Below are 25,537 nucleotides of genomic sequence, written 5' to 3'. Positions count from 1 at the left end.
CAGGGGTGCAACAGGCGTTCAGGAAGACCGTGTTGGAACTCAGCCGGGGTCACGCGTCCGGGGCGTCTCCCGGGTCCGGCCGGAACGGGCACTCGCCGGTGTGGGCCGTGTCGTCGAGGCCGCTCGGGGAACCGTCGGTCGGCGTCGCGCGCGTGTCGCCGGTCTCGTCCGTCGGCGGGGTGAAGGCGACGTTCAGGCGGGTCAGGCCGCGGAAGTTGAGGCTGCGCTGCCACTTCGGGGGCTCGGCTGTGTCGAGACGCAGGTCGGGGAGGCGGGTGAGGAGGGCCTCCAGGACGATGGTGCCCTCCAGCCGGGCGAGCGCCGCGCCGAGGCAGAAGTGCGGGCCGTGTCCGAACGCCATGTGCCGTCCGCCGGGCCGCTCGAAGTCCAGCACGTGAGGATCGGGGAACACGGCCGGATCCCGGTTGGCGGCACCGCACACCAGGAGCACCGTCTGCCCTTCGGCGATGGTGCGGCCCGCGAGGTCCAGGTCGTGCCGGGCCCGGCGCAGCATGAGCTGGACCGGGGCGTCGTAGCGCAGGAGTTCCTCGACCGCGGCGGGCAACAGGTCCGGCCGTTTGCGCAACTGCTCGGCCGCGTGCGGGTGGTGGAGGAGGGCGAGGGTGGCGTTGCCGATGAAGTGGGTGGTCGTCTCGTGGCCGGCGATCAGCAACAGGGCGCAGTTGGCGAGGAGTTCGTCGGGGTCCTGGTCGGTGCTCTCCGCCTGTGCGGTCACCAGGGCGCGCAGGCTGTCCGGGGCCGGCGGGGTGTCCGGGCCGGTGAGGAGTCCGCGGAAGTAGGCGAGCATGTCGTCCATGCTCTGCGAGGCCTCGCGGTTGCGGTCGGCGTCGAGCCGGGAGTTGCCTATGGCCTCGGCGATCGGCTCGGACCAGGCCGTGAGGGCGGGGCGGTCCTCCTGCGGTACGTCGAGGAGGTCGCAGATGATGGTCAGCGGCAGCGGGCGCGCGAGGTCCGCGACGATGTCCATCCGCCCGGTCGGCGCCGCCTCGTCGATGATCCGGTCGACGGCTTCGGTGATCCGGGCGCGGAGTGTCTCAACTGCCCGTGGGGAGAAGGCTTTACTGATCAGGCCCCGCAGCCGGGAGTGGTCCGGGGCGTCGTTGTAGAGCATCTGCCGGCTCAACACCCGGGCCAGCGGGCGCAGTTCCTCGGACACGGCCTCGATGTCGGGGTAACGCACCGAGGACAGCCCCGGGTTGCCCGTGGCGCTGCTGACCACCCCGTGCCCGGTGGCGATCCAGGCGCTCAGGTGACGGTCCCAGAAGAGCTCGTCGGTGGTGCGCAGCTCCTCGTAGAAGTCGTAGAGGCGCTCCTGGATCTGGGGTCGAAAGGCCGGCAGCAGCGAAGTCGTGGTGCGCATCGCGCCAGGCTAGATCATGTACGGACATGGACGAGTTGCCGTTCCGGAAACAGGCTGTGTCGGTTCGATTCGCTTGTCGCCGGCGCCGTCACGGGAGGCGTTTCTCGTCGGCTCCCCCGAAGCGCGTCTCGACGGTCGCGGCGACGACAGCCGCCGAAACCGCCAAGAGGCCGACGACGAGCGGCAGTTGGACGGTCACGCCCGTCAGGGAACCGGCCAACGCCGTTCCGGCCGAACCGGACGTGATCTTCAGGGCCGCGACCCAGATGAAGACCTGGCCGCGCGCTCCGCTCGGCGCGTACTCCGTGCGGGCCGCGAGGGTGGAGGCGAAGAAGAAGGCGTTGACGATCCCGGTGAGGGCGTAGGCCGAGACGGTCACGGTGAAGGCGGGGCTCGCGGCGACGGTGAGGAGACCGGCGACGACGCCCAGCGCGAGGCGGCGCATCAGCCGGTCCGGGTCGCCGGTGAGCGGGAAGACCATGACGGCTACGGACCCGGTGAGATTGCCGAGGCCGTAGGCGGCGGTCAGTACGGCCGCGGTGGCCGGTTCGACACCGAGGATCTTCATCATGTGGACCGCGGTGATCGGCAGGGCGGCGACGCTCAGGGCGACGATCATCGTCAGGTAGACGGTGCGCCGCAGCGGGCCGGTGCGGGCTATCAGCGCGAGGGTCGCCCCCGGCTTGAGGATCGCCGACCTGTCTCCACCGTGGGTCGGCGCGGTGAACGGCAGCAGCAGAACACCGCCCGCCGCCGCGGCCGCCCCCACCGCGAGGGCGAGAGCCGCCGCGGTGGGCGAGACCCACCCCGACAGCGCGGCCACCAGCGACGGGCCGACCGTGCCGCCGATGCCGTAGGTGGCCACGTCCCAGCCCTGCGCCCGCCGCTGCGCGCGCAGTCGTGGTCGCGGTCCGACGACGGCGGGCAGCCGGCTGCTGATACCTCCGGTCAGCAGCGGCCCGCAGGTGCCGGCCGCGGCCAGCAGCAGCCCGGTCACCACGGCGGGTGCGTGCCCGTATGCCAGTACTCCCGCGGTCAGCGCGGTGGCGTACAGCAGGCAGGCCGCCGCGATGACCTTCCGGCCGTCCCGGGCGAGGTCCAGCGGCCGGGCGACGAAGGGGCCGAGCAGGTGCGGGGCGGTGATGCAGGCGCCCAGGATTCCCGCGAGTGCCCCCGAGCCACCGGACGAGGTGACGAGCAGAACGACGGCGACGACCGCTCCCCCGTCGGCCGTACGGGCGAGGGCCGCGGCGACGACGTAGCGCGCGAGGCCGTTGCCGCGCCCGCCATCCCTGCCGCCCTTTACACCCCTGCCACCCTTTCCGAGCGAAGGCGGAACTTCCCACACCCTCCGCGTGCTTGATATGTGCTGCTCACCCATGTGCTGCTCACCCATGTGGTTCGTGCTCAGGAGGTGAGCCCGAGGGCGTCCAGAGCGGCTACGACCTCCTGGCGGGCGGTCTCGTCCAGGCCTCGCAGGGGAAGCGGCAGGTTCGGCTCTTCGGTCAGGCCGAGGTGGGAGGCAGCGGCGGAGATGACGCGCAGGCTGCCGTGGCGGCGGAAGAGGGCCCACAACGGTTCGAGTCCTGCGGACAGTTGGTCCGCCTGGTCCGCGTGACCGGCCTGGGCTGCGTGGGTGAGGGCGACGGCGGTCAGTGGAAAGGTGCCGCCGGTCACCGAATACCAGGCGTCGCAACCGGAGTTGAGGCCGCGGGCGGCCGTCCAGTCTCCGCTCACCCCGATGGTGACGGTGTCGGGGATCAGCGCGCGCAGCGCGTCGACGCGGAGTCCAGCCTCGTGCGGGTCCTCGGGCACTCCGGGGATCTTGATCGAGCCGACGTTCGGCAACTGTGCGATACGGCCGTGCAGTTCGTCGGTGAAGTGGACGTGCGTGGTGCCCGGGTTGTCGTAGACGCACAAAGGCACGGAGAGTTCGCGCGTGACGTCCTCGTACAGACCGAACACCTCGTCCTCGGTGAGCGGTTGATACGTCATCGGGGCGAGCAGCACTCCGGAGGCGCCCGCCTTCTGCGCGTCCTCGGCCAGTTCCAGCACGTGCGACGTACGCAGCGCGCCGATACCGACGATGACGGGAGTCCCGTCGGCGGCCCCCACCGCGATCTTCGCGGCCTGGGCGCGCTGCTCCCGGGTGAGGTAGGCGTAGCCGCCGGTGGAGCCGAGCGCGCCGATGGAGTCCACGCCTGCGGCGGCGAGGCGGGCGACGAGCGCCGCGTACGCCGCTTCGTCGATGCCCTGCTCGCCGGTGGGTGTGAGAGGGAAGGCGCTCAGACCGCGGAACATGATGGCTCCTTGAGTGAGGGGAGATAGAAATGGGCGGGCGAAGTGGGCAGGCAGATCATGTTGGTCAGGTGTCCGTCGAGCGCAACTCCGCTACGACCGCGGCGAGTTCGGCGGCGAATGCCTCGGCCTGCGCCTCGGTGACCGTGGAGGTGGTGACCCGGATCGCCCCTTGGTGGGCGGCCGGATCCGGTGCGAAGAGGTGACCCGGCCGCACCGCCCAGCCCCGGTGCGCGAGGGCCGCGACCACGGATCGTCCGTCGACGTCGAGTTCGACCCATGCGTTCAACCCGTCGGGCTGGTATGGGACTTCGATGCCCTGGGCGCGCAGCCGCTCGACGAGCAGGCCGCTGCGACGGGCGTAGAACTCGCGGGCGCGTTCGTGGAGTTCGTGGACCCGGGGATCCAACAGGAGTTCACGGGCGGTGTGTTGCAGCAGGCGGCTGACCCAGGTGGTGCCCGCGCTCAACCGCGCCTCCAGGCGTGCGGTGGTCTCGGCGTCGGCGGCGAGGAGGGCGAGACGCAGATCCGGTCCGAGGAACTTGGACACGGACCGGACCAACGCCCAGCGTGTACTGCCGGGTGGCGTGACCCGGTGGTACGGCCGCGCGGAGACCGCCGAGAAGTGGTCGTCCTCGATGACGAGAACCTGGGGGTGCTCGGCAAGGATCGCCCGGAGGTCGGCCGCCCGTTCCTCGGTGAGACTCGCGCCGGTCGGGTTGTGGGCGCGGGGCGTGCAGACGACCGCGCGGGCACCGGCCTCCAGGGCGGCCCGCAGCGCGTCGGGGCGCATACCGGCGCCCTCGACCGCGACGGGCGCGGAGCGGTAACCGCTCAGCCGCAGCGTCCCGATGCTCGCCAGGAAGCAGGGGTCCTCGATCGCCACCAGGTCCCCGCGGGTGAGGTGAGCGTTGAGCAGTCGCTCGGTGGCGTCCACCGCTCCGTGCGTCACCAGCGTGCGGAACGGCTGGTCGATGTCCTCGGCGAAGTCGGCGCGGGCCCAGGCGTCCAGTCCCGGGTCGATGGCGGGCGCGCCGTACAGCGGCGGGCTGTAGTCCCCGCGCCGGGCGGCGGCCAGGAGGTCGGGCAACAGCATCGGATCGGGGTTCCCACTTGCCAGGTCGACGCAGTCACCCCCGACACCGGCGGCAACACCCTCCCGCGCGAGCTGCGGCACCGCCGCGACCACCGTGCCGCCGCGCCCCCGCGTCTCGGCCACGCCCGCCTCGACAAGCCGCCGGTAGGCGAGGGCAACCGTGTTCCGGTTGACCCCCAACTCGGCCGCGAGCACACGTACCGGGGGCAGACCCGCCCGCGGCGCCAGCTCGCCCGAGGCGACCTGATCCCGCACGCTGCCCGCGATCTCGGCCGCGGTGGTGCCCTTGATGCCCACGTGATCAGCTCCGCTCGAACAGAGGATTTAGTCCTATGCCAAAGTTTGTCCTATGTCAAAGATACGTCATGGGTGGGCGCGGCGGTTCATGGGTTGCGGGTTCGGAGTGAGGGGGTGAGCGGATGAACGGGTGCGCGGTGAGTGGGTGAGCGGTGAGTGGGCGACTACGACCCGGCTACGACTCCACGCCCGCAGGGACCGCCCGCAGGCCCCGAACACCCTTGTGGAGCACAGCGGTTGCCTACCGCGCCACCCTCCGCTCGTCGGCCCTGAGCCCGCGCAGTGTCCACAGCCCGTACAGAGCCAACAGCGGCTTGACGACCACCCACTCGCCGGGGCGGTAGTCGTCCGCGCGCACCAGCCTCGCCGCGAGATCGGGGCGCTGCCGCCGCAAGTACGCACGGGCCTTGAGCGCATGCGCTGGTTGGGAGGCGATCTTGATGCGGTCCACGTCTTCAAGGAGTGGGATCACGTTCGTGATGTTCTCCCATCTCGTCGCGCTTTGGTCCTCCAGGAGCACCCTGCCGTCGAACCCCAGCACCGACTTCGCGTAGTCGGCCATCAGTTGGGCCTCCGCAACGCCTCTGCCGGGCGCACCGCCGCTGAAGATCACGCACGTCCCCCGCGCACCGTCGGCGGCGATGGAGCGAATGCCGGCACGGACCCGCCATCGGTTGATCACGTTCGCCGTCGCCTGGGGATTCCGGTATCCCAACACCACTACGGCCTCCGAACCGCCCTCGTTCCTCCCCACCAGAATCCGAGACCAGCGCCAGTTCAACCACTCACCCCAGGCCAGGGCCGCCACCCCGGCCATCGCCAGTCCTGTACTTCGCCGCATACGGCGACTCTAGGAGGAGAAGGCCGTCCCCATGTCAGATCTCACATCAGATCTCACGTCAGAACCTGCCGCCGAGCTCACGGCGTTCATGACGCGGTACGAGCAGGCCGCCAACGCTCACGACATCCATCGTGTGGCGCCGTTGATCGATGCGGATGCCGTCTATTGGTTCTCCGACGGTTCCCATCGGGGCCTGGGCGAGATCTCGGAAGCCATCGAGCAGACCTTCGCGGCCATTCAGGACGAGGTGTACGAAATCCGGGATCTTGAGTGGGTCGTCCTGGCCGCCGACCACGCCGTGTGCCGGTACCGCTTCTCCTGGACAGGGGTGGTCGACGGCCGGCCCCGGTCCGGACAGGGACGGGGCACGAACGTGCTCGTGAAACGGGAGGGTGGGTGGAAGATGCAGCACGAGCACCTGAGCTCCTGATCTGCGGATCCGCTCCCAGCCCGTCGAACGAGATTCTCGCCGAACGAGGTCAGCGCCAGCCCAGCTCCGGTGCCACCTGAGTCAGGATGCTCTCCAGCACATGGGCGTTGTAGTCGACCCCCAGCTGGTTCGGGACGGTCAGCAGGAGGGTGTCGGCAGCCTGGATGGCCTCGTCCTCCTGGAGCTGCTTCACCAACACGTCCGGCTCGGCGGCGTACGAGCGTCCGAAGATCGCCCGGGTCGTGTCGTCGATCATGCCGACCTGGTCCCGCGAGTTGCGGTCGTTGCCGAAGTAGGCCCGGTCCATGTCATCGGTCAGGGCGAAGATGCTGCGGCTGACCGACACCCGCGGCTCGCGCGTGTGGCCCGCCTCCTTGTACGCCTCGCGGTACGCCTCGATCTGCTTGCGCTGCTGGACGTGCAGCGGCTCGCCCGTCTCGTCGTCCTTCAGCGTGGAACTCTGCAGGTTCATCCCCAGCCCCGCGGCCCACACGGCCGTCGCGTTCGCGCTGGAGCCCCACCAGATCCGCTCGCGCAGCCCCTCGGAGTACGGCTCCACGCGCAGCATCCCCGGCGGGTTGGCGAACATCGGCCGCGGGTTCGGCCGCGCGAAACCCTCACCCTCGATGACCTTGAGGAAGGCCTCGGCGTGCTGGCGCGCCATGTCCGCGCCGGTCTCCCCTTCCGCGGGCGCGTAACCGAAGTAACGCCAGCCGTCGATCACCTGCTCCGGTGACCCGCGACTGATGCCGAGTTGCAGTCGGCCGCCGGAGATGAGGTCGGCGGCGCCCGCGTTCTCGGCCATGTACAGCGGGTTCTCATAGCGCATGTCGATCACGCCGGTGCCGATCTCGATCTTCGAGGTCCGTGCACCGATGGCCGAGAGCAGCGGGAACGGGCTGCCCGCCTGCTGCGCGAAGTGGTGCACGCGGAAGTACGCACCGTCCACGCCGAGTTCCTCGGCGGCGACCGCCAGATCGATGGACTGGTGCAGGAAGTCGGCGGCGGACCGGGTCTTGGAGTGCGGACTCGGCGACCAGTGACCAAAGGAGAGAAAACCTATCTTCTTCACACAGCCTGAAGCGTCCGGCGGCCACGATTGATTCCCCTGATTCCCCGCGCCCGAATGGTGTGACCAGGCCATCCGGCCGGTGAGGGGCGAACCGGACCGGAAGGCGGGGTTGTTGAGCGATCACACCTCGGGAGAGACTTCTACAGCACTGTAGATTGAAGCGTGTGGCCGGTACGCCGTAGCGGCCTCGCTCCCCGGGAGAAAGCAGACCTGATGTTCGGCTTGAGCGAACTGGCCGTGATCCTTCTCGTCGTCGTGGTCGTTCTCGGGATCAAGAAGCTGCCGGAACTGACGCGTTCGGCGGGCAAGGCGACCCGGATCTTCAAGAGCGAGGCCAGGGCACTCAGGGAGGACGACTCGCAGCGTCCCTGACGACTTAGTGCCTAGTCCGGCTGGGCGGCGAACAGTTCGAGGTGTGCGCAGGTCGGGCAACGATAGGCGTCGATCTGCCAACGCGGTCGGCCCATCTTCCTGGCGTTGCCGAGCGGGCCTCGCTGAAGCGGGCCCGCGATCCACCGCGCGAACCCGCGGGCGCCCTGTCCGGACTCCTCGACGAAGCCCGGCTCCAGCCCCACCGCACCGCATTGAGTGCACCGTATGTTGTTCATCGGGGGACGGTTCCCCTCTTCGCCCTGTCCGACACCCGGAGTTGGGAGGTCGGACAGGGACACGGCCGAGGTCGACGAAGAGCAGCACCGAAGCGCCCGGGTCGATCTCGCGGCGATCGGTCGGCCCGGCCAGGAAGCCTTGCGCGGTGCGGCCCGCCGGCCGAGCCCCATCCGTACCGAACTCAGGGCGCCGCCACCGGACTTGCCCAGGTCGACCGACCTACGTGAGCCCTCCCCCGACCGGCTCTCAGACACCCACCCCGAAGTCGGAGGCGATCCCCGCCAGTCCGGACGCGTACCCCTGGCCCACCGCCCGGAACTTCCACTCCGCACCGCTGCGGTACAGCTCACCGAAGACCATCGCGGTCTCGGTCGACGCGTCCTCGGACAGGTCGTAGCGGGCGAGTTCGGCGCCGCCGGCCTGGTTGACGACGCGGATGAAGGCGTTGCGGACCTGGCCGAAGCTCTGGCTGCGGGACTCGCCGTCGTGGATCGAGACCGGGAAGACGATCTTGTCGACCTCGGCCGGTACGGCGGCGAGGTCCACCTTGATGGACTCGTCGTCGCCCTCGCCCTCACCGGTGGTGTTGTCGCCGGTGTGCTCCACCGAACCCTCGGGGCTCTTGAGGTTGTTGTAGAAGACGAAGTGCTGGTCGGAGATGACCTTGCCCGAGGCGTTGAGCAGCAGCGCCGAGGCGTCCAGGTCGAAGTCGGTGCCGGTCGTGGTGCGCACGTCCCAGCCCAGGCCGACCAGCACCGCCGTAAGCCCCGGTGCCTCCTTGCTCAGCGAAACGTTGCCACCCTTGGACAGGGAAACACCCATGATTCGTCCCTCCACGCTTGCCGACGGTTCGGGTCCGCGGCACGGACCCGAACCAAAATCTACAACACTGTAGAAATAATCGAGGGGACGGGACGGTGCGGCCGAGTACGGTGCGGCCGAGCAGTACCGCGTCGATACGATGGACGGGACGATCGCGAGCCCGAAACAGCGCAATGGCAGACACACAGGAGGAGGCGGAGCGTGGCGAAGCAGCCGGATCCGCGCCCTCCGCGCCGGGCGCAGGGCGAGTTGGAGACACAGGTGCTCACCGTCCTGCGCACGGCCGACTCGCCGGTGACCGCGGCCTGGGTGCAGGAGCGCCTGGACGCCGAGCTCGCGTACACGACCGTGATGACAGTGCTGAGCCGGCTGCTGGAGAAGCAGGCCGTGACCCGCGTACGGGAGGGCCGCTCGTTCGCCTGGTCGCCGGCCGCGGACGAGGCGGGGCTCGCCGCTCTGAAGATGCGCAAGGTGCTCGACCGCGAGCAGGACCGCCGGGCGGTGCTGGCCAGCTTCATCACCGCCCTTCCGGAGGACGACGAGCGGTTGCTGCGCGACCTGCTGGACCAGGCCACCGACGAGTCGGCGGGCTGACGTCCCGTGGGCGTCTTCGTCTTCCTGCCGCTCGTCCTGCCGTTGACGGCCTGGCCGATCGCCCACCTGGCCACCCAGCACCTGCATCCCCGCACCGCCACGGGCCTGTTGAGCGCCATGGCCGCCGTCATGGCCCTGTGCAGCACGCTGTGCCTGGGCCTCCTGATGGTGGTCGGCACCGCCCAACTGCCGGGCAACCCGCTGCCGGACGGCTGGTCGGACCCCGAGGTGCGCGAGAGCGTGCCCCACGACGAGATCGTGGGGAAGGCCGCGATTCCCGTCCTCCTGGCCGTGGTCATGGGCTGCGGCCGAACTCTCTGGCGCCACTGCCTGGTTCGGCGCCGGGCCCACGCGGCACTCGCCGGACTGCGTGCCACACCGGTCGCGATCCTCCCCGACGACGAGCCGTACGCCTACGCCCTCCCCGCCGGCCCACGCGACCGCATCGTGGTGACCACCGCCCTGCTCGCCTGCCTCGACTCCCGTGAACGCCGAGCCCTGTTCGCCCACGAGCGAGCCCACCTCACCGCCCGGCACCACCGCCACCTGCTGATCGTCCAACTGGCCGCCCGCGCCAACCCGTTCCTGCTGCCGCTGCGTACAGCGGTCTCCTACGTCACGGAGCGCTGGGCGGACGAGGAGGCCGCCCAGTCCGTCGGCAGCCGTAGAGCCGTCGCCCGCGCGATCGGCAAGGCGGCCCTCGTCTCCCGCGGCACGCCGGCACCGACGCTCGCGGCCCTCGCGGCGCCGGGCCCCCTCCCCCGCCGGGTCGCCGCCCTGCTGGCCCCGCCGCCCCCGGCACGCACCTGGCCACCACTCTTCACCGCCGTGAGCCTGGCGCTCTGGAGCGCGGCGGCGGGCGCCGCCCTGTCCGCGACGCTCTCCGCGAACTCGGCCGTGACGCTGCTGCTGCTCCTGCACGCGGCGACCCCGCTCTAGGCAGACGGAAGGTCCGCACCGCCGACGAGCGGTGGCGAAGCGGGACCCGCGTCCGCGGAGTCCGGCACATCCCACCCGTGGCCGACAGGACACACAACTCCCGTCGGCCACAACGCCGTTGCGCTCAGAGAGACCGGATCACTGGCCCACCTCATGCGGCTCCTCGGCCACGCTCTCCAGTCCGCCAGCCGTGTCGGCCGTAGGCGCGGGCTTGCGTAGCCGCCCGGTCAGGAGGGAGGCCAAGGGCTCGGTGTAGCGGGCGGTGAGCGGGCCGACGATGACCAGGATCAGCACGTACGCCGTCGCCAGGGGACCGAGGGAGGGTTCGATGCCGGAGGTGACGGCGAGTCCGGCGATGACGATGGAGAACTCGCCCCGGGCGACCAGTGTGCCGCCCGCGCGCCAGCGGCCCTTCGCGGAGATTCCCGCGCGCCGGGCGGCCCAGTACCCGGTGGCGATCTTCGTGCCGGCGGTGACGACCGCCAGGGCCAGCGCGGGCAGCAGGACCGGCGGGATGCTCGCCGGGTCGGTGTGCAGGCCGAAGAAGACGAAGAACACGGCGGCGAACAGGTCCCGCAGCGGGGACAGCAGACTGTGCGCGCCCTCCGCGGCCTCCCCGGACAGCGCGATGCCGACCAGGAACGCGCCCACGGCCGCGGAGACCTGGAGCTGCTGGGCGAGACCGGCGACCAGCAGGGTCAGACCCAGGACCACCAGCAGCAGCTTCTCCGGGTCGTCACTGGAGACGAAACGCGAGATGTGGCGGCCGTAGCGGACCGCGACGAGCAGGACGAGTGCCGCGGCGCCGAGCGCGACGGCCAGGGTGAGGCTGCCCGCCGCGAGGCCCGTGCCGGCCAGCAGCGCGGTGATGATCGGCAGGTAGACGGCCATGGAGAGGTCTTCCAGGACCAGGACGCTGAGGATGACGGGGGTCTCGCGGTTGCCGAGACGGCCCAGGTCGCCGAGGACCTTGGCGATGACGCCGGAGGAGGAGATCCAGGTGACCCCGGCCAGCACCACCGCGGCGACCGGCCCCCAGCCGAGCAGCAGCGCCATGGCCGCGCCGGGCAGGGCGTTGAGGGCGGCGTCGACGAGACCGGCGGTGTACTGGGTCTTGAGGTTGGAGACGAGATCGCTGGCCGAGTACTCCAGGCCGAGCATCAACAGCAGCAGGATGACACCGATCTCGGCGCCGATGGCGACGAACTCCTCGCTCGTGCCCAGCGGGAGCAGCCCACCCTCGCCGAAGGCCAGCCCGGCCAGCAGATAGAGCGGTATCGGGGAGAACTGGAAGCGCGCGGCGAACCGGCCCAGCAGCCCCAGGGCCAGGATGATCGCGCCGAACTCGATCAGGAACCTCGCGGACGAATGCACCGGTTCACTCCCGCCCGAGTATCGCCGCGGCCGACTCGACGCCCTCGCGTGTGCCGATCACGATCAGGGTGTCCCCGCCGGCCAGCCGGAAGTCCGGCGTGGGAGACGGGACGGCCTCGGCCCGGCGCAGTACGGCCACGATCGAGACGCCGGTCTCGGTGCGCATCCGGGTCTCACCCAGCACGCGGCCGTTCCAGTACGAGAGCGCCGAGAGCTGGACGCGCTCCGCGACCAGTCCGAGTTCGGTGGTGGACAGCAGGTTCGGGCTGTGGTGCGAGGGCAGCAGGGCGTCGATGAGCGCCGTCGTCTCCCCCGCGGTCAGCCGTACCGACAGGGCACAGGCGTCCGGATCGTCCGCACGGTACGCGTTCAGCGTGCGCTCGCCGTCCCGGTGCGCGACCACCGACACACGGCGCCGCTCACGCGTCGTCAGGTCGTACCGGACACCGATCCCTGGCAACGGCGTACTGCTCACGCGTGGAGTACCCATGTGTGTCTCCCTATCCTCTCTGTCGGAATCTGATGCGCTGACTCACTCCGATCGTGTCAGCCGCAGGAGTCGGCGTGATCAGGAGGGGTCCGTCGGTACCCGGTGAGGGAGAGATGACGCCTACGCCATGTCGGTCACGGCGCACCCCGGGACGTGGCGCGCGGAGCGGCCGACCAGTTCACCGCCGACTGCTGGTCCGGCTCCTCCCGACGGCACCAGGGTGTCGGCATCGAGCGGGCCGCGGATGTGTCGGACGTGGCCGTCCGGCGGCTGAGTGCGATCGCCAACACCGCTGTCAGGGCGGCGAGTTCGGTGTCGGTCGGGGTGCCGCGTCGTACGGTCAGGAGTGTGGCGGGCGAGGCGTCGGCGCTCACTGCGGCGGGTTCCCGTGTTTGCGGCTGGGGAGCGGGACGTGCTTGGCGCGGGGCATGGCGAGTGCGCAAGGTCTCCTCGGCTTCTACGTCGGCGGGAGCAGCGGAACGGGCAGGAACGCCGGGAACGGCGGGCGCAGCGGCACCCCGACAGATCCGCCCGCCTCCCCGCGGCCGCCCCGCACTCAAGCCGGGTCCAGCTGCTCCCCCCGGGCCCGCGCGGCCACCCGGGCGCGCAGGGTCTCCTCGGCGGTCTGCTCAATGTGCCGGATGGCGAACCGCAGGATCGGCGGCGCCATCAGCCAGGTGACCACGGCCACCAGGACGACGACGGTGTAGGAGTCGGTCGCCAGCACGCCCAGCCGCAGGCCCACCGAGGCGATCACGATCTCGATGATCCCGCGCGAGTTCATGCCGACGCCGATGGCGAGCGCCTCCCCTTTGGTGAGCCCGCTGATGCGCGCTCCGACGAAGGCCCCCTGAACTTCCCAAGCACGGCGAGGAGCAGCACCAGCAGGGCGAACCCGAGCACGACGGGGTGGCGCAGCGCGGTGAGGTCCACCCGCAGACCCGCCGTGGCGAAGAACAGAGGTGTGAGGACGCTCATCACGAAGGCGCGCACCGGGGCCAGCCGGGCGAGCACGAGACCGCCGCCCGACCGGCCAGCACCGTGGGCGCCGCGACGGCGACGACCACGAGCCACATCAACGACGTGGCCAGTGTCGACGGGTGCACTCCGGTGGTGGCCATCGCGGAGACGACGGACAGCAGGACCCAGCCGACGACGTCGTCGATCGTCCCGGCGGCCAGGGTCAGCTGGCCCGCCTTCGGCAACCGGGCGATCGAAATCCGCCGGGACCTGTTCCAGCCCGCCGTGCGGAGCTGAGCGGTCACTCGCCGGGGCGCTCGGTGCGCAGGAAGGCCAGCGCCTCGAAGGCCTCCGGGATGACGAGGTAGAAGGAACCCAGAGCCACCAGGGAGCGCAGGCCGGAACGGCAGAACGCCCGCCAGACCGTCCTGCTCCGTGAGACACCGTCCATGATTCCGTCTCCCCGTCGTCCGCCGGCCATGTCACGGGCCGGCATGCAGATCGCGCGTCGGAAACGGCTGGACGATCGTCCGTGTCTCGTTAGAGCCCACCGACGGGCACAGCGGAGGAGCGACAGTGAACGAGACCATTCCCCCGGAGAACGGGCCGTCCGCGGAAGAGCAGTCGCGGGGCCCGCCCCTGCTGCTCGCGGACGAGGGACCGCTTCCGCCGCCCACCCGTCACACCAGCCGCCTGATCTCCCCGCGCACCCGGTAGAAGCCGGCCGAGGAGGAATGCAGCGCGTCCACCACATAGCGCGCTCCGGGCTCGCGTATCGCACGCGGGAACTGGACGTTCCACCCCTGCTCATAGCCCTCGGAGACCACATGCACCCGCACGCGGCCGCCTTGCTCGAAGCACTCCACGACGACTCCGCTCCCGTCCGCGGAGACAGCGCTGACCGTGGCAACGGAGGCGGCGGTGGTCAGCGGTGCGTACGTCGGCATGGCGGCCGCCAGCTTGATGTCCGCGGCGACCGGCACGGTGCCCGACTGGGCGGCGGTGATCGCGGCCTCGCTCGCGTCGATGCAGGCGAGCGAGCCGTCCGTGGAGACGATGTACAGCCGTTCGCCGTGGTACTGCATGGACAGCGCCGAACCGCCGCCCGTGCCGAGCTTCCACAGCCGGGTGCCGTCGGCGGTGAAGCAGTAGACGGAGGACGCCGAGTCGCCCGCGAAGACGTACCGGCCGCCAGCCGACGTGGCGCACGAGTACACCGCGGCATCGCACTGGTAGGAGGCCTCGATGACCCCGGAGGACTTCGCGAGCCGCTGCACGACCCGCCGTCCCGTCCCGGCGTAGACCGCGTGCTCCTCCTGCCACCCGAAGAGCACGTTGCCGTTGGTCGCGGTGTGCCAGAGCTGTCTGGCGCCGTCCGCCGCGTACGCCGTCACACCCTGGCTGTGCCCGTGGTAGACGGCGTGGTCGTCGGCCCGCACCATCCACGCGTTGTCCCCGGACGAGTTGCGCGACCACTGGAGCTCGTCCTCGTGGTCGATGACCGTCAGCCCGCCGTTGCGGTCGGAGACGTTCAGCACGCCCGCGTGGATGTCCAGCCAGAAGATGTCGACCTCGGCGGCGATGTCGTAGGCCGCGAACGGCACCTTCGAGGAGAGGTCGTACACCCGGCCGTCGTCACAGCCCGCGTAGATCCAGAAGTCGTCCGCCACCAGGCACTTCACACCGTCGGGCAGGGAGTAGTGGGCCAGCACCTCGCCGTCGTGGCTCAGGTTGTAGACACTGCCGTGCTGGTTGCCGACCCAGCAGCGGTCCTCGTCCACGTGGATGCCGAACGCCGAGGCGCCGGTACGGAACCGCCACAGCACCGGGGCGGTCGCCCGCGCCGTCGACGGGGCGGACGTCACCTGACGGCGCGTCACGGCGCGGGCCGCGCGCTGCCCCTGAACCGCGGGCGCGTACCCCTTCCGTACCTTCTCGGCTATCTTCTTCGCCGCTGCCGCCTGCGCCTTCTCGACGGTCGGAAAGGAGGAGACCTGGCGCTGCCCGTCGACGCCGATCCGTCCGTACCGCACGGAGACGGTGCTCCCCTCGACAGTCACCTCGTAGAACTTGTGGGCGCCACCACTGTCCTGAGACAGCTCCAGGTACGTCGTGTTCCCCGACTGTCGTGTCTGCGCAGCGGACACAGCACACCCCTCCCCAAAGGTCAGTTCGGCCCGTGCGGCCGATCTCCAGTGACTCCAAACTAATGGTGACCACTGACATCGCCGTGCCGGCGAGGGCAGTTGGCGTGCTTCCGCTCGCGCGTGTCAGGGTGCGGGGGTCCGCGCCAGGCGTTCCGCCAGCGTGACCGCGAACTCCTCCGCGCGGGCCAGCTGGGTGCGCAGGTCCGCCACCCGCCGGTGAGCGGCACGCTCGAAGCCGCGTACGCGCTCCAACAACTCCTCGTGCTCACCGGCCGGCAGTTCCTCACCGGAGTCCAGGCGATCCGTGGCCTCCAGCAGGTCGCGCATCTCGTCCAGCGTGAAGCCGAGCGGTTTCATCCGGCGGACGACCATCAGACGGGCGACGTCGGATTCGGTGTAGAGGCGGAAGCCGCCCTGGGAACGGGCGGAGGGGGTGACCAGGCCGGTCTCCTCGTAGTGCCGGATGGTGCGCAGCGACAGTTCGGTCCGCGCGGCGACCTCACCGATCTGCATGTGCTCGCTGCTCACGCGGGGCGCCTTCCTCGTCTCTCGATACGGCCCCCGGAGGACCGCCGCCGAACTCTACTCTAACGTTAGGGTAGAGTTCCCTGGCGTTGGGAGCGGCCTGTGCTGTGCCGTGCCCATCAACCATGTCGGGGCCGACGACGTTATGGATCGTCACCCTCCCCTCTCCTCATGCCTCCCCGCGCGCCCACGGTGACACCGGGCGTGCCCGAGCACGACAGGTTCATCGCGTCTTGGCCCCCTCCGTACCGTCCCCGCTGTCCCACCTGTCCCCGGCCGCGTGGATGCGCGGCTCCCGTCGCCCGTCCTGGCTGTCGCCGAAGGTGTTCCGCACCGAGGTACTGGCCGGTCTGGTGGTCGCCCTCGCGTTGATCCCGGAGGCGATCTCGTTCTCGGTCATCGCCGGGGTCGACCCGGCGATCGGTCTGTTCGCGTCGTTCACGATGGCCGTGACCATCGCGTTCGTCGGCGGCCGGCCCGCCATGATCTCCGCGGCCACGGGTGCCGTGGCCCTGGTCATCGGTCCGCTCAACCGCGAGCACGGCTTCGGTTACCTCGTCGCGGCCGTGATCCTCGCCGGTGTCTTCCAGATCGTCCTCGGGGCGCTCGGCGTCGCGAAACTGATGCGGTTCGTGCCGCGCTCGGTGATGGTCGGCTTCGTGAACTCCCTCGCCATCCTCATCTTCGTGGCGCAGGTACCGGAGATGCACGACGTGCCCTGGGCCGTCTATCCGCTCCTCGCCGCCGGCCTGGCCATGCTGGTGTTTTTCCCGAAGGTCAGCAAGGTGATCCCGGCGCCGCTGGTGTCCGTCGTCGTCCTGACCGTCATCACCGTCGCCGCCGGGATCGCGGTGCCGACCGTGGGCGACAAGGGCGACCTGCCGTCCTCGCTGCCGGTGCCGGGCCTGCCGGACGTGCCGTTCACCCTGGAGACGCTGAAGATCGTCGCGCCGTACGCGCTCGCCGTGGCCCTGGTCGGCCTGATGGAGTCGCTGATGACGGCCAAGCTCGTCGACGACATCACCGACACGCACTCCGACAAGACCCGCGAGTCCATCGGCCAGGGCATCGCGAACATCGTCACCGGCTTCTTCGGTGGGATGGGCGGCTGCGCCATGATCGGCCAGACGATGATCAACGTACGGGTCTCCGGCGCCCGCACCCGGCTGTCGACGTTCCTGGCCGGCGCGTTCCTGTTGGTGCTGTGCGTCGTCTTCGGTCCGGTCGTCTCCGAGATCCCGATGGCCGCCCTGGTCGCCGTCATGGTGATGGTGTGCTTCGCGACCTTCGACTGGCACTCCATCGCGCCCAGGACCCTCAGGCGGATGCCCGCCGGCGAGATCACCGTCATGGCGATCACCGTCGCCTGCGTGGTCACCACGTCCAACCTCGCCGTCGGCGTCGTGGTCGGCAGCATCACCGCCATGGTCATCTTCGCCAAACGCGTCGCCCACCTGGCCGACGTCACCTCGGTCACCGACCCCGACGGCACCCAGGTCGTCTACTCCGTCACCGGCGAACTGTTCTTCGCCGCCTCCAACGACCTCGTCGGCCGCTTCGACTACGCCACCGACCCCGACAAGATCGTCATCGACCTGTCCGCCGCCCACATCTGGGACGCCTCCTCGGTGGCCGCGCTCGACACCATCGAGACGAAGTACGCCCAGCGCGGCAAGACCGTCGAGATCATCAGCCTGAACGAGCCCAGCGCCCGCATCCACAAGACCCTCAGCGGCGAACTCACCGGCGACAACTGACCGGCCCACAGACTCATCCGCTACGACGACTGCCGTCAGGTTCTCCAGGAGGTGCCGACGGTCGACGACTTCCTGAGCCGACGGTGCGGCCCCGCGGGTGCAACCTTGAGCATGTTCAGCAGCCCTGTTCGTCCGCCGTGCAACAGCAGTCTCCGGCACAGGCGTTGGACGGGCCGGCCGCCGAGTTCCCTGGTGACCGTGCGCCTCGCCGATCGCAAAGCTCTGGCTTGGCGAGATGGATGTGGGCGACGAGGATCTGCACATCGCCGAACGGCCGCCTGGTCCGCCGGCACCACCCGGAGACCCTGCTGGCGGTCGGCGCGGCAGTCGGACTGGCCGGCCAACTGGCCCTGCTGGTCCTCACCCGGGCACGGCGTGCGTGAGCAGCCGTCCGGCGTCCAGGGTCCGTAGACGGGCTCGACGGTCCTACGACGACGGCGCGAATCTACACCCAGGACAGCGACGCAACGGTCCTGGCCTAGGACACCGTGGACCACTCGGCGCAGGACGAGACAGTCGCGGACACAGACGCCAACGGTGCGTCCTACGGCGGTAGTTGCAGCTACGACGCGACCTTCCCCCGGCCGAGTTCCGCTTGCCCCGGCTCGTCCCGGCCACCCGTGAACCCCTCACCGCGTTACCCCGCTGCCGAAGCGGAGGCAGCGGGGCGTTGTCAGTGGTGGGTGGCAGCATCGGGCGCATGACGGATTCCACGGCATTCGACTGGCGGTCCTTCCTGCTCACGTGGAGCGGCGAGTGGGCGGATTCCCTGCTGGACGGCGAGACGCGGGGCGAGGGCAACGAGGCCGCGCGGCGGGCGCGCTGGCTGGGGTTCCCGGCTGCGTCGGAGGAGCGGATCGCCGCGATGGAGGAGCGCCTCGGTCGCCAAATGCCCCCGTCGTACCGGGAGTTCCTCAAGGTCAGCGACGGGTGGCGGCACGCGGGCGGGTTCGTGTCGCTGCTGGCGGGGACCGAGGACGCGCACTGGCACAACAACGCGTCGGGGCTCGCGGACATGTTCGAGGAGCACCTGCGCGAGGACGCCGGGCCCGAGGAGCGGCGGGAGGCGGACATCTGGCGACGCGGGCTGCAACTCGACGTCGTCTCCGACATCACGCACGTCCTCCTCGCCCCCGAGGACGTGGACGAGAACGGCGAGTGGGCCGTGTACACCTGGGCGAGCTGGCGGGCCGAGCCGCCCGAACGGCACACGAACTTCGTCGCGTTCATGCGGGACATGCACCGCGAGTTCCACAGCCTTCAGGCGCGCCCGAGCGACGGGAAACCGGTGTTCGCCAACGACACGACGCGAAAGCTGGACGCCCAGGTGGAGGAGGCCCGGCTGGAGGCGCTGCGCGGCGGCTGGGAACAGGCCTTGGAGGCGCTGGACGAGGCCAACGGGTACGGCAGGCCGCGGGCCGCCGGGCTGGGTGACCAGATACGCCGCCTGCTCGGACAGACCTACACGGTGTACTACGACGGTCTCGTGACAGACCCGCGGTATACACCCGAGATGCTGCCGCCGCTGGTCGCCGAGCACGCGGCGCGCTCGTACCGGGACGACTCCACACTGAAGTACCAACTCCGGGTCGCCGACGCCGACTTGATGTCTCTCGCTCACGCGACGCTGGATCAGGTGAGGAACGGCACGTACCGGTACACGGCGGCCGGGCCGTTCGGCGAAGCGGTCGAGCGGGCGCGGGAGTTGGCGCGCTGGGGAGACGCCGACAGGGCATGGCGGACACTGACGGACGCTCTGCCCCTGTGGGAGCCGTTGGGACCGGACCATCTGGCGCCGCTGGGGTGGGTGGCCGACCCCGTGCTCGGCCCGCTGCTGACCCCGGAGCGGGGCCGCGAGCTGCTGTCCACACCGAGGGGCGGGCAGTCCGGTGAGGCACCAGGCCCGACGGCCGACCTCGACCCGGGCGACCTGGCGTGGCTCGCGGAACCGGACCGGGGCAACAACCGCACGTCCTACCGGTTCGTCCTGGTCGAGGGTACGGAGCCGAAGGAGTTGCCCGGACGCCTCACGGACGCTGACACGGATCGGGATGGGGATGGGGATGGGGATGGGGATGGGGACGGCACCGTGCTGAACGAACCCATGACCTTCTGGGAGGCGCGCCAGAGATCGCAGTTCAACCGGAGGGAGTCCTCGTCCTACGACGACAGGCCCCTCGTGGCGGTCGGCCGGGCCGGCACCGGCTGGAGCTTCGCCTTCGACGGCGCTCCCGCCCCGTTCAACCGGCAGCGCTTCGTCTCCCCCGCGTCGACCGCCGGCGCGAACACCCGCGCGGTGGTGGTGTGGAGCGGCTTGCGGACACCCCACGGGAAGCCGTTCTTCCACCTCTCGGTGGCACAGGACGGTGCCGAGCAGTACGCGTTCACGTACGCGGACGGAGAGATCCAGCGGAGCGGGGAAATACCGCCGTCCCTGGATCCGAGCCGGTTCTTCGCCGACCTGGAGGACAGCTCCCGAGCAGAACGACCGCTGCTGGAAGCGGTGGCGGAGGAGTTCGGGGCGTCTCTGCCGCGTCATGCCATCGCGAACGGACGCCTGCACACGTTCACCACCCGCTCCTGGACTCGACCACCACGAAACGGCGAGACGTACACGGTGATCCGCGTGCACCCGGCAGCCACGCGCCCGGTGGCCGGCGAGCGGACGCGAGAAGACGGACCGGGAAGCAGGTGAGCGGCCCGAGGGGATAATGCGTGAAGGTGCCGGGTGGTCATCCCGGCGAAGTGTTGGAGGCGCTGCTTGTGAACACCGCATCGCGGTGCGCCTCGCCCTGCGCGCCAGACGCTGAACACTTCGCCGGGTGCTGGAGTCCGGCCGTACCCGTTTCCTGGCCGCGTGCCGCGACGCCGGGTTCGCGCCCCGGATCGCCGCCACCGCCGACGACCAACTGACCCTGCACAGCCTGGTCGCCAACCGCATCGGCCTCGCGGTCATGAACGAACTCGGCGTGACGGCACACTTCGACCCGCGAGCCGTCGCCCGCCCCCTCATCGACTGGCCGGTCCGCCGCGTCTTCGCCCTGCTCTGGCCGGACACCCTGCGCATCCCCGCGGCCGCCACGCTCCTTCACGCACTGGGCGACACGGCCCGGGCGACGGACAGCTCACCCTTGCCGTCGTCACCGCGAGTCCCCCAACAGCCCGGACGGTGGGGGCCGTTGCAGGGCAGTATCGCGGGAGTCGACAGTGCGCCTGAACCCAGGAGTCAGCCGTCACTCCGGCCAACGCGGCGCCGTGGTCGAGTCACGCACCACCAGCCGCGAGCCGACCCGGATGAGCCGGCCGGCGCCCTCCGGGCCGGGGTCGCCGCCATCGGAGCGACTGTCGATGCGGCGCAGCAGTTGCTCCGCGGCGAGTTCGCCGAGGTCGCGCGCCCCGTTGTCGACGACGGTGATCGGCGGGTGCCAGTACGGGAACCAGGGAGCCTCCTCGTGGCACACGAGAGAGAGCTGTTCCGGCACGCGAACCCCGAGCTGCACCAAGCCCCCGAGCACCCCGAACGTCGCTTCGTGGTTGGCGCTGTACAGCGCGGTCGGCGGGATGTCCGCGGCCATCAGCCGCATGACCGCCTCCGCGCCGAACGGCACGGTGTACGGGCCGCGTGCGCACAGGGCTGGATCGGGTTCGAGTCCGACGGTGGCCAGGGCCGCGGCGAATCCCGCGTAGCGGTCGCGTCCGGAGTCGACGTGGGGCTCGCCGCCGATGAAGGCGATGTTCCGGTGGCCGAGGTCGAGCAGATGGCGGACGGCCAGTTCGGCGCCGTCCCGGTCGCTGGCCATGACGGAGTCGCCGGGGGCGTTGTCGGGTGTGCGCATCAGGTTGACCACCGGGATGCCGGCCGCGCTCACCTCCCGGACCGTCGCGGTGTTGTCGCCCGTGCCCACGATGATCAGGCCGTCGACGCGGTGGTCCAACAGCATGTCCAGGTACCGGCGTTCACGCGCCGGGTCCGAGTCGGTGACGCACAGCAGCACCTGGTAGCCGCGTTCGTCCAGCCGTTGCTGGAGCACCTCGGTGATGCGGTGGAACGAGGCGTTCACCAGGTTGGTTATCACCAGCCCGACGAGGTTGCTGCGCCTGGTGCGCAGTCCGCTGGCGATCCGGTTGGGGCGGTACCCGAGGCGTTCCGCCGCGGACTGCACCGCGCGCTTCGTCTGCGCACTGACCCGGCTGGAGCCGCTGAGCACGCGCGAGGCCGTGCTCTTGGAGACCCCTGCCGCCTCGGCCACCTGGTCCAAGGTGACGGCCACCGGCCCACCCCCGATCATGAAATCGATCCCATACGGCTCTTCTCACGCGCCGAGCCGTGATCGCCATCATGTCAGACGCGGTCGAGTCGGTGGCGTAAACAATACGTTTCGCCAGCAGTTTCCGGCCAGAACGAGGTTGACCGTCCCCTCCGGCCGGTGTCACGGTGCTGTGCAATCGATCCCACAGAGTGGTCCCATCAGGTGACGTCCTGCCGGGGCTGACACTCGATCGGAGCTCACCATGAACACCTCGGTCGCCGCCCCCTGGCGCGGCTACTGGCCGGCCGCACCCACGCCCTTCGCCGCCGACGGCTCCCTCGACGAGGACGCCTGGCGCGCACTGCTCGCGCTGTACGCGGAGCACGGCGTGCACGGAGTCCTGGTGAACGGCACGACCGGCGAGTGGTTCTCCCAGACCCCCGAGGAGCGCCGCCGGGTGGCCGAGATCGCGGTCGCCGAACTCTCCGGCCAGATACCGGTGGTGATCGGCTGCGGCGCCTACACCGCCGCCGAGTCCGCCCGCTACGGCGAGCACGCCCGCGCGATCGGCGCGGACGGCATCCTCACCACCCCGCCGCCGTACGTCCACCCGAGCCAGGACGAGATCCACGCCTTCTACGCCACTCTGGCCGGGGCCGTCGACCTGCCGCTCATGGTCTACAACTGGCCGCGCGGCACCGCCGTGGACATCACGGTCAACACCCTGGTCGAACTGGCCGAGTTGGACACCGTGGTGGCCGTCAAGGACAGCTCCGGCGACGAGTTGAAGGTCGCGGACACCTGCGCCGCCCTGGCCGGCAAGGTCCAGGTCTTCGGCCGCTTCATCCACCGCCGGGGCATGGCCGTCATGGCCGAGTTCGGCGGCGCCGGGAACATCGACGGCGGCGGCCTCGGCGCCCGCTTCGCCGTCCCCTTCTACGAGGCCTACTGGGCCGGTGACCTCGACCGGGCCCGGGACTGGTCGGCACGCTACGAACGGCTTGTGAACCTGCTCGTCAACGACGACTACAGCTCACGGTTCGCCTCACCCACCTCGCAGCTCAAAGCCGCCATGCGGCTGCTCGGGCAGCCCGGAGGGCATGTACGCCCCCCGTTGCTCCCCCTGGAGGACCCGTCCGCGCTGCTCGGCCTGTCCGAGGCGCTCGACGAGGCCGGGCTGCACTCCTGCTCCACCAGCACCGGGAATTCCGCCACCACCGGAACTTCCATCAGCACCGGAAAAAGGTGAACCGACCGTGCGCAGACTTCTCATCGCGGCCTCCTCCGCCGCCGCCCTGCTTCTGACCGTGACGGCCTGCGGCAGCGAGGACTCGTCGTCGTCCGCCGCCGCGGCCCCGACCGGCTGTACGCCCAAGGTGGGCAAGGCGGACCTGGTCAAGGCGGGCACGCTGACGATCTCGACCAACGCGACCCTGCCGCCCATGCAGTACCTGGACGCCTCCGACAAGATCGTCGGCATGCGGGTGGACCTCGGCGACGAGATAGCCAAACTCCTGTGTCTCACACCGAAGTTCGTCAACATCCCCTTCGACGCACAGATCCCCGGTGTGCAGTCCGGTCGCTGGGACATGATCGACACCGGCATGTTCTACACACCGGAGCGCGCCAAGACCGTCAAGCTCGTCCCGTACGAGGTCCAGGGCGTCTCGATCTCCGTCGCCAAGGGCAACCCGAAGAAGATCACCTCCGAGGACGACCTCTCCGGCAAGACCATCGCCGTGGAAGCGCCCGGCTACGAGTTCGACACCCTCACCGCGCTCAACAAGGAACTGAAGACGGCCGGCAAGAAGCAGGTCACCGTCCGCACCTTCACCACGACCGCCGACGCCTATCAGGCCCTGTCCGCGGGCCAGGTCGAGGGCGTGGCCATCGTCGAGGCGGTCACCAGCTACTACCAGAAGGACGGCCGCTTCGAGACGGCGGTCAAGGGCATGAACCCCGCCCCGCTGGCCCTCGGTTTCGGCAAGCAGAAGGCCGCCGACGCGGTCGCGGACGCGCTCAACACCCTTCGTAGCAACGGGTACTTGGCCACGTTGTACAAGAAGTACGGCGTCACCGCCTACACCGGCGATCTCAAAGTGACCACCGGCGCGATCAGCGCGAAGTAACCCGATCAGCGCCAAGCAATCAGCGAAGGGCGAGAGCCATGTGGTCCTGGGATGCCTTCTTCGACTTCCTCACCGATCCCCAGCTCGTTCAGGGAGCCTGGACGACGATCTGGCTGACCGCGGTCAGCATGGCGCTCGCCCTTCCGCTCGCCGTGCTCGTGGCGGTCGGCAGAGCGTCCCGGTTCAGGCCGGTCCGACTGGTCACGGGCTTCTACGTGTGGCTGATGCGCGGCACACCTCTACTGGTCCAACTGGTCATCATCTACACAGGGTTGCCCCAGCTGGGCCTGCGCCTCGGCGTGATCAGCGCGGCCCTGACCGGCCTGGTCCTGAACGAGGCGGCGTACCTCTCGGAGATCGTCCGCTCCGGGGTGCTGTCGGTCCCGCGCGGCCAGTCCGAGGCGGCCCGCGCGCTGGGCATGCCGCCCTGGAAGGTGTTCCGGGTGGTGGTCATGCCGCAGGCGCTGCGGGTGATGGTCCCGCCGCTCGGCAACAGCTTCAACGGACTCCTCAAGACGACCACGCTCGTCTCGGTGATCTCCGTCGAAGAGCTGCTGCGCCGCACCCAGTTCGCCGTCCAGACCAACTTCCGGGTCCTGGAGGGCCTCACGGCAGCCGCCCTGTACTACCTGGCGATGACCACCCTGTGGGGCCTGGTCCAGCGGTGGCTGGAGATCCGGGTCGGCCGCGGCCACCAGACCGGGCCGAGCCAAGGCCGCCGTATCAAGAGTGCCGCCGTACCGGCACTCGAAATGGAGACCCGATGACCACCGAGACGGTCGTTGAAGCGCGCCAAGTACGCAAGTCCTACGGCGGAGTCGAAGTCCTCAAAGGCATCGACCTGACCGTCCGGCAGGGAGAGGTCGTCCTCGTCCTGGGACCTTCGGGCGGCGGCAAGAGCACCTTCCTGCGCACCCTCAACCACCTTGAGACCCCCGACTCGGGCACCGTCAGCATCTGCGGCGAACGGATCGGCTACGGCGAGCGGGGCTCCCTGCGGGAAAGCCGGATCGCCGTCCAACGGCGGCGTACCGGCATGGTGTTCCAGCAGTTCAACCTGTTCCCGAACATGACCGCGCTGGACAACGTGGCGTCCGGTCCGGTGCACGTGAACGGTGTCTCCAAGTCCGAAGCACGCGGCGCGGCAGGTGAGTTGCTGGCCATGGTGGGACTCGCCGACAAGACCGCCTCCTACCCCTCCCAGCTCTCCGGCGGCCAGCAACAGCGGGTGGCCATCGCCCGTGCCCTGGCGATGCGCCCGGAGCTGCTGCTCTTCGACGAACCGACCTCGGCGCTCGACCCGGAGATGGTCGGTGAGGTCCTGGACGTCATGGTCCGGCTCCGCGAGGAGGGGATGACCATGATCGTCGTCAGCCACGAGATGGGCTTCGCCCGGGCGGCGGCCGACCGGGTGGTGTTCATCGCCGACGGCCTGGTGGTGGAGGACAAGTCCCCGGACCTCTTCTTCTCCGCACCGGAACACGAGCGCACCCGCCAGTTCCTGGACCGCATCCTGTGAGCCCTTC

The 25,537-nt window shown here is 70.1% G+C and carries 28 protein-coding genes and 1 pseudogene; 12 read left to right on the top strand and 17 right to left on the bottom strand.

Annotated elements, in window-relative coordinates:
- Positions 1 to 49: 49 nt before the first annotated feature.
- From OG194_RS43380 to OG194_RS43360, 5 genes are all read right to left on the bottom strand, one after another.
- Positions 50 to 1,381 (bottom strand): cytochrome P450, encoded by a 1,332-nt coding sequence (locus OG194_RS43380; RefSeq protein WP_327406214.1) that lies wholly within the window; start codon positions 1,379 to 1,381, stop codon positions 50 to 52.
- An 88-nt stretch (positions 1,382 to 1,469) separates the two neighbouring features.
- Complete coding sequence (locus OG194_RS43375; RefSeq protein ID WP_327406213.1) at positions 1,470 to 2,777, bottom strand: MFS transporter; 1,308 nt, start codon at positions 2,775 to 2,777, stop codon at positions 1,470 to 1,472.
- Between the two features lie 11 nt (positions 2,778 to 2,788).
- Positions 2,789 to 3,682, bottom strand: a complete 894-nt coding sequence (locus tag OG194_RS43370) for a dihydrodipicolinate synthase family protein (RefSeq protein ID WP_327406212.1) — start codon at positions 3,680 to 3,682, stop codon at positions 2,789 to 2,791.
- A 64-nt stretch (positions 3,683 to 3,746) separates the two neighbouring features.
- Positions 3,747 to 5,072 carry an aminotransferase class I/II-fold pyridoxal phosphate-dependent enzyme gene (locus OG194_RS43365; RefSeq protein ID WP_327406211.1) on the bottom strand — a complete coding sequence of 442 codons (1,326 nt, stop codon included), beginning with the start codon at positions 5,070 to 5,072 and terminating at the stop codon, positions 3,747 to 3,749.
- 241 nt (positions 5,073 to 5,313) lie between these two features.
- Positions 5,314 to 5,913 carry a YdcF family protein gene (locus OG194_RS43360; protein WP_327406210.1) on the bottom strand — a complete coding sequence of 200 codons (600 nt, stop codon included), beginning with the start codon at positions 5,911 to 5,913 and terminating at the stop codon, positions 5,314 to 5,316.
- Between the two features lie 31 nt (positions 5,914 to 5,944).
- Here OG194_RS43360 and OG194_RS43355 point away from each other — a divergent pair, with 31 nt between their 5' ends.
- Complete coding sequence (locus OG194_RS43355) at positions 5,945 to 6,343, top strand: YybH family protein (protein WP_327406209.1); 399 nt, start codon at positions 5,945 to 5,947, stop codon at positions 6,341 to 6,343.
- 49 nt (positions 6,344 to 6,392) lie between these two features.
- On the opposite strand, the gene OG194_RS43350 is transcribed toward OG194_RS43355, so the two are convergent.
- Entirely contained in the window at positions 6,393 to 7,415 is a 1,023-nt protein-coding gene (locus tag OG194_RS43350) for an LLM class flavin-dependent oxidoreductase (RefSeq protein ID WP_327406208.1), read from the bottom strand.
- A gap of 213 nt (positions 7,416 to 7,628) precedes the next feature.
- Between OG194_RS43350 and OG194_RS43345 the strand changes: the two genes are divergently transcribed.
- On the top strand, positions 7,629 to 7,787 hold the full coding sequence (locus tag OG194_RS43345; RefSeq protein WP_327406207.1) for a twin-arginine translocase TatA/TatE family subunit: 159 nt from the start codon (positions 7,629 to 7,631) through the stop codon (positions 7,785 to 7,787).
- 11 nt (positions 7,788 to 7,798) lie between these two features.
- On the opposite strand, the gene OG194_RS43340 is transcribed toward OG194_RS43345, so the two are convergent.
- Together OG194_RS43340 and OG194_RS43335 are read right to left on the bottom strand one after the other, a co-directional pair.
- Positions 7,799 to 7,990 (bottom strand): hypothetical protein, encoded by a 192-nt coding sequence (locus tag OG194_RS43340; RefSeq protein WP_442811829.1) that lies wholly within the window; start codon positions 7,988 to 7,990, stop codon positions 7,799 to 7,801.
- Between the two features lie 280 nt (positions 7,991 to 8,270).
- A complete protein-coding gene (locus tag OG194_RS43335; protein WP_327406205.1) occupies positions 8,271 to 8,846 on the bottom strand; it encodes a TerD family protein in 576 nt (191 codons plus the stop codon).
- A gap of 201 nt (positions 8,847 to 9,047) precedes the next feature.
- Between OG194_RS43335 and OG194_RS43330 the strand changes: the two genes are divergently transcribed.
- Positions 9,048 to 9,440: a BlaI/MecI/CopY family transcriptional regulator gene (locus tag OG194_RS43330; RefSeq protein WP_327406204.1), complete on the top strand. Its 393-nt coding sequence runs from the start codon at positions 9,048 to 9,050 to the stop codon at positions 9,438 to 9,440.
- A gap of 6 nt (positions 9,441 to 9,446) precedes the next feature.
- Positions 9,447 to 10,379 (top strand): M56 family metallopeptidase, encoded by a 933-nt coding sequence (locus tag OG194_RS43325; protein WP_327406203.1) that lies wholly within the window; start codon positions 9,447 to 9,449, stop codon positions 10,377 to 10,379.
- A 138-nt stretch (positions 10,380 to 10,517) separates the two neighbouring features.
- On the opposite strand, the gene OG194_RS43320 is transcribed toward OG194_RS43325, so the two are convergent.
- The 8 genes from OG194_RS43320 to OG194_RS43285 form a co-directional block, all read right to left on the bottom strand.
- Positions 10,518 to 11,753: a cation:proton antiporter gene (locus OG194_RS43320; protein ID WP_327406202.1), complete on the bottom strand. Its 1,236-nt coding sequence runs from the start codon at positions 11,751 to 11,753 to the stop codon at positions 10,518 to 10,520.
- 4 nt (positions 11,754 to 11,757) lie between these two features.
- Complete coding sequence (locus OG194_RS43315; protein ID WP_327406201.1) at positions 11,758 to 12,243, bottom strand: cation:proton antiporter regulatory subunit; 486 nt, start codon at positions 12,241 to 12,243, stop codon at positions 11,758 to 11,760.
- Between the two features lie 134 nt (positions 12,244 to 12,377).
- A complete protein-coding gene (locus OG194_RS43310; RefSeq protein WP_327406200.1) occupies positions 12,378 to 12,617 on the bottom strand; it encodes an acyl-CoA carboxylase subunit epsilon in 240 nt (79 codons plus the stop codon).
- Positions 12,618 to 12,799: 182 nt separating this feature from the next.
- Positions 12,800 to 13,039, bottom strand: coding sequence for a hypothetical protein (locus OG194_RS43305; RefSeq protein ID WP_327407391.1), 240 nt, complete (start codon positions 13,037 to 13,039; stop codon positions 12,800 to 12,802).
- A gap of 181 nt (positions 13,040 to 13,220) precedes the next feature.
- Positions 13,221 to 13,508 (bottom strand): hypothetical protein, encoded by a 288-nt coding sequence (locus tag OG194_RS43300; RefSeq protein WP_327406199.1) that lies wholly within the window; start codon positions 13,506 to 13,508, stop codon positions 13,221 to 13,223.
- Complete coding sequence (locus OG194_RS43295; protein WP_327406198.1) at positions 13,505 to 13,654, bottom strand: hypothetical protein; 150 nt, start codon at positions 13,652 to 13,654, stop codon at positions 13,505 to 13,507. The genes OG194_RS43300 and OG194_RS43295 overlap by 4 nt, the downstream gene beginning before the upstream one ends.
- 229 nt (positions 13,655 to 13,883) lie before the next feature.
- Positions 13,884 to 15,350 (bottom strand): WGR domain-containing protein, encoded by a 1,467-nt coding sequence (locus OG194_RS43290; RefSeq protein ID WP_327406197.1) that lies wholly within the window; start codon positions 15,348 to 15,350, stop codon positions 13,884 to 13,886.
- A gap of 123 nt (positions 15,351 to 15,473) precedes the next feature.
- Entirely contained in the window at positions 15,474 to 15,878 is a 405-nt protein-coding gene (locus tag OG194_RS43285; RefSeq protein WP_327406196.1) for a MerR family transcriptional regulator, read from the bottom strand.
- Positions 15,879 to 16,159: 281 nt separating this feature from the next.
- Here OG194_RS43285 and OG194_RS43280 point away from each other — a divergent pair, with 281 nt between their 5' ends.
- The 4 genes and pseudogenes from OG194_RS43280 to OG194_RS47780 form a co-directional block, all read left to right on the top strand.
- Complete coding sequence (locus OG194_RS43280) at positions 16,160 to 17,632, top strand: SulP family inorganic anion transporter (protein ID WP_327407390.1); 1,473 nt, start codon at positions 16,160 to 16,162, stop codon at positions 17,630 to 17,632.
- Positions 17,633 to 17,859: 227 nt separating this feature from the next.
- Positions 17,860 to 18,015, top strand: a complete 156-nt coding sequence (locus OG194_RS43275; protein WP_327406195.1) for a hypothetical protein — start codon at positions 17,860 to 17,862, stop codon at positions 18,013 to 18,015.
- A gap of 317 nt (positions 18,016 to 18,332) precedes the next feature.
- Positions 18,333 to 20,327 (top strand): SMI1/KNR4 family protein, encoded by a 1,995-nt coding sequence (locus tag OG194_RS43270; RefSeq protein WP_327406194.1) that lies wholly within the window; start codon positions 18,333 to 18,335, stop codon positions 20,325 to 20,327.
- 127 nt (positions 20,328 to 20,454) lie between these two features.
- Positions 20,455 to 20,676 (top strand): annotated as a pseudogene (locus OG194_RS47780) (LysR substrate-binding domain-containing protein); the annotation flags it as partial.
- Between the two features lie 189 nt (positions 20,677 to 20,865).
- On the opposite strand, the gene OG194_RS43260 reads toward OG194_RS47780, so the two are convergent.
- Positions 20,866 to 21,903 (bottom strand): LacI family DNA-binding transcriptional regulator, encoded by a 1,038-nt coding sequence (locus tag OG194_RS43260; protein WP_327406192.1) that lies wholly within the window; start codon positions 21,901 to 21,903, stop codon positions 20,866 to 20,868.
- A gap of 241 nt (positions 21,904 to 22,144) precedes the next feature.
- On the opposite strand from OG194_RS43260, the gene OG194_RS43255 reads away from it, so the two are divergent.
- From OG194_RS43255 to OG194_RS43240, 4 genes are read left to right on the top strand one after another with little or no spacing between them, the layout of a single operon-like run.
- Positions 22,145 to 23,131, top strand: a complete 987-nt coding sequence (locus OG194_RS43255) for a dihydrodipicolinate synthase family protein (protein WP_327406191.1) — start codon at positions 22,145 to 22,147, stop codon at positions 23,129 to 23,131.
- A 7-nt stretch (positions 23,132 to 23,138) separates the two neighbouring features.
- Positions 23,139 to 24,011, top strand: a complete 873-nt coding sequence (locus tag OG194_RS43250; RefSeq protein ID WP_327406190.1) for an ABC transporter substrate-binding protein — start codon at positions 23,139 to 23,141, stop codon at positions 24,009 to 24,011.
- A gap of 38 nt (positions 24,012 to 24,049) precedes the next feature.
- Positions 24,050 to 24,778: an amino acid ABC transporter permease gene (locus tag OG194_RS43245; RefSeq protein ID WP_327406189.1), complete on the top strand. Its 729-nt coding sequence runs from the start codon at positions 24,050 to 24,052 to the stop codon at positions 24,776 to 24,778.
- On the top strand, positions 24,775 to 25,530 hold the full coding sequence (locus OG194_RS43240) for an amino acid ABC transporter ATP-binding protein (RefSeq protein WP_327406188.1): 756 nt from the start codon (positions 24,775 to 24,777) through the stop codon (positions 25,528 to 25,530). The genes OG194_RS43245 and OG194_RS43240 overlap by 4 nt, the downstream gene beginning before the upstream one ends.
- Positions 25,531 to 25,537: the final 7 nt, after the last annotated feature.

The organism is Streptomyces sp. NBC_01288, assembly GCF_035982055.1.
Lineage (GTDB): Bacteria > Actinomycetota > Actinomycetes > Streptomycetales > Streptomycetaceae > Streptomyces.
The sequence above is the reverse complement of the archived record's forward strand: the minus strand, read 5'-3'. Positions and strand labels throughout refer to the sequence as shown.

Coding starts and splice junctions, on each gene's coding strand:
- OG194_RS43380 (WP_327406214.1), bottom strand. CDS start 1,381: ATGCGCACCACGACTTCGCTGCTGCCGGCCTTTCGACCCCAGATCCAG.
- OG194_RS43375 (WP_327406213.1), bottom strand. CDS start 2,777: ATGGGTGAGCAGCACATGGGTGAGCAGCACATATCAAGCACGCGGAGG.
- OG194_RS43370 (WP_327406212.1), bottom strand. CDS start 3,682: ATGTTCCGCGGTCTGAGCGCCTTCCCTCTCACACCCACCGGCGAGCAG.
- OG194_RS43360 (WP_327406210.1), bottom strand. CDS start 5,913: ATGCGGCGAAGTACAGGACTGGCGATGGCCGGGGTGGCGGCCCTGGCC.
- OG194_RS43355 (WP_327406209.1), top strand. CDS start 5,945: ATGTCAGATCTCACATCAGATCTCACGTCAGAACCTGCCGCCGAGCTC.
- OG194_RS43345 (WP_327406207.1), top strand. CDS start 7,629: ATGTTCGGCTTGAGCGAACTGGCCGTGATCCTTCTCGTCGTCGTGGTC.
- OG194_RS43335 (WP_327406205.1), bottom strand. CDS start 8,846: ATGGGTGTTTCCCTGTCCAAGGGTGGCAACGTTTCGCTGAGCAAGGAG.
- OG194_RS43315 (WP_327406201.1), bottom strand. CDS start 12,243: ATGGGTACTCCACGCGTGAGCAGTACGCCGTTGCCAGGGATCGGTGTC.
- OG194_RS43295 (WP_327406198.1), bottom strand. CDS start 13,654: ATGGACGGTGTCTCACGGAGCAGGACGGTCTGGCGGGCGTTCTGCCGT.
- OG194_RS43280 (WP_327407390.1), top strand. CDS start 16,160: ATGCGCGGCTCCCGTCGCCCGTCCTGGCTGTCGCCGAAGGTGTTCCGC.
- OG194_RS43270 (WP_327406194.1), top strand. CDS start 18,333: ATGACGGATTCCACGGCATTCGACTGGCGGTCCTTCCTGCTCACGTGG.
- OG194_RS43255 (WP_327406191.1), top strand. CDS start 22,145: ATGAACACCTCGGTCGCCGCCCCCTGGCGCGGCTACTGGCCGGCCGCA.
- OG194_RS43245 (WP_327406189.1), top strand. CDS start 24,050: ATGTGGTCCTGGGATGCCTTCTTCGACTTCCTCACCGATCCCCAGCTC.
- OG194_RS43240 (WP_327406188.1), top strand. CDS start 24,775: ATGACCACCGAGACGGTCGTTGAAGCGCGCCAAGTACGCAAGTCCTAC.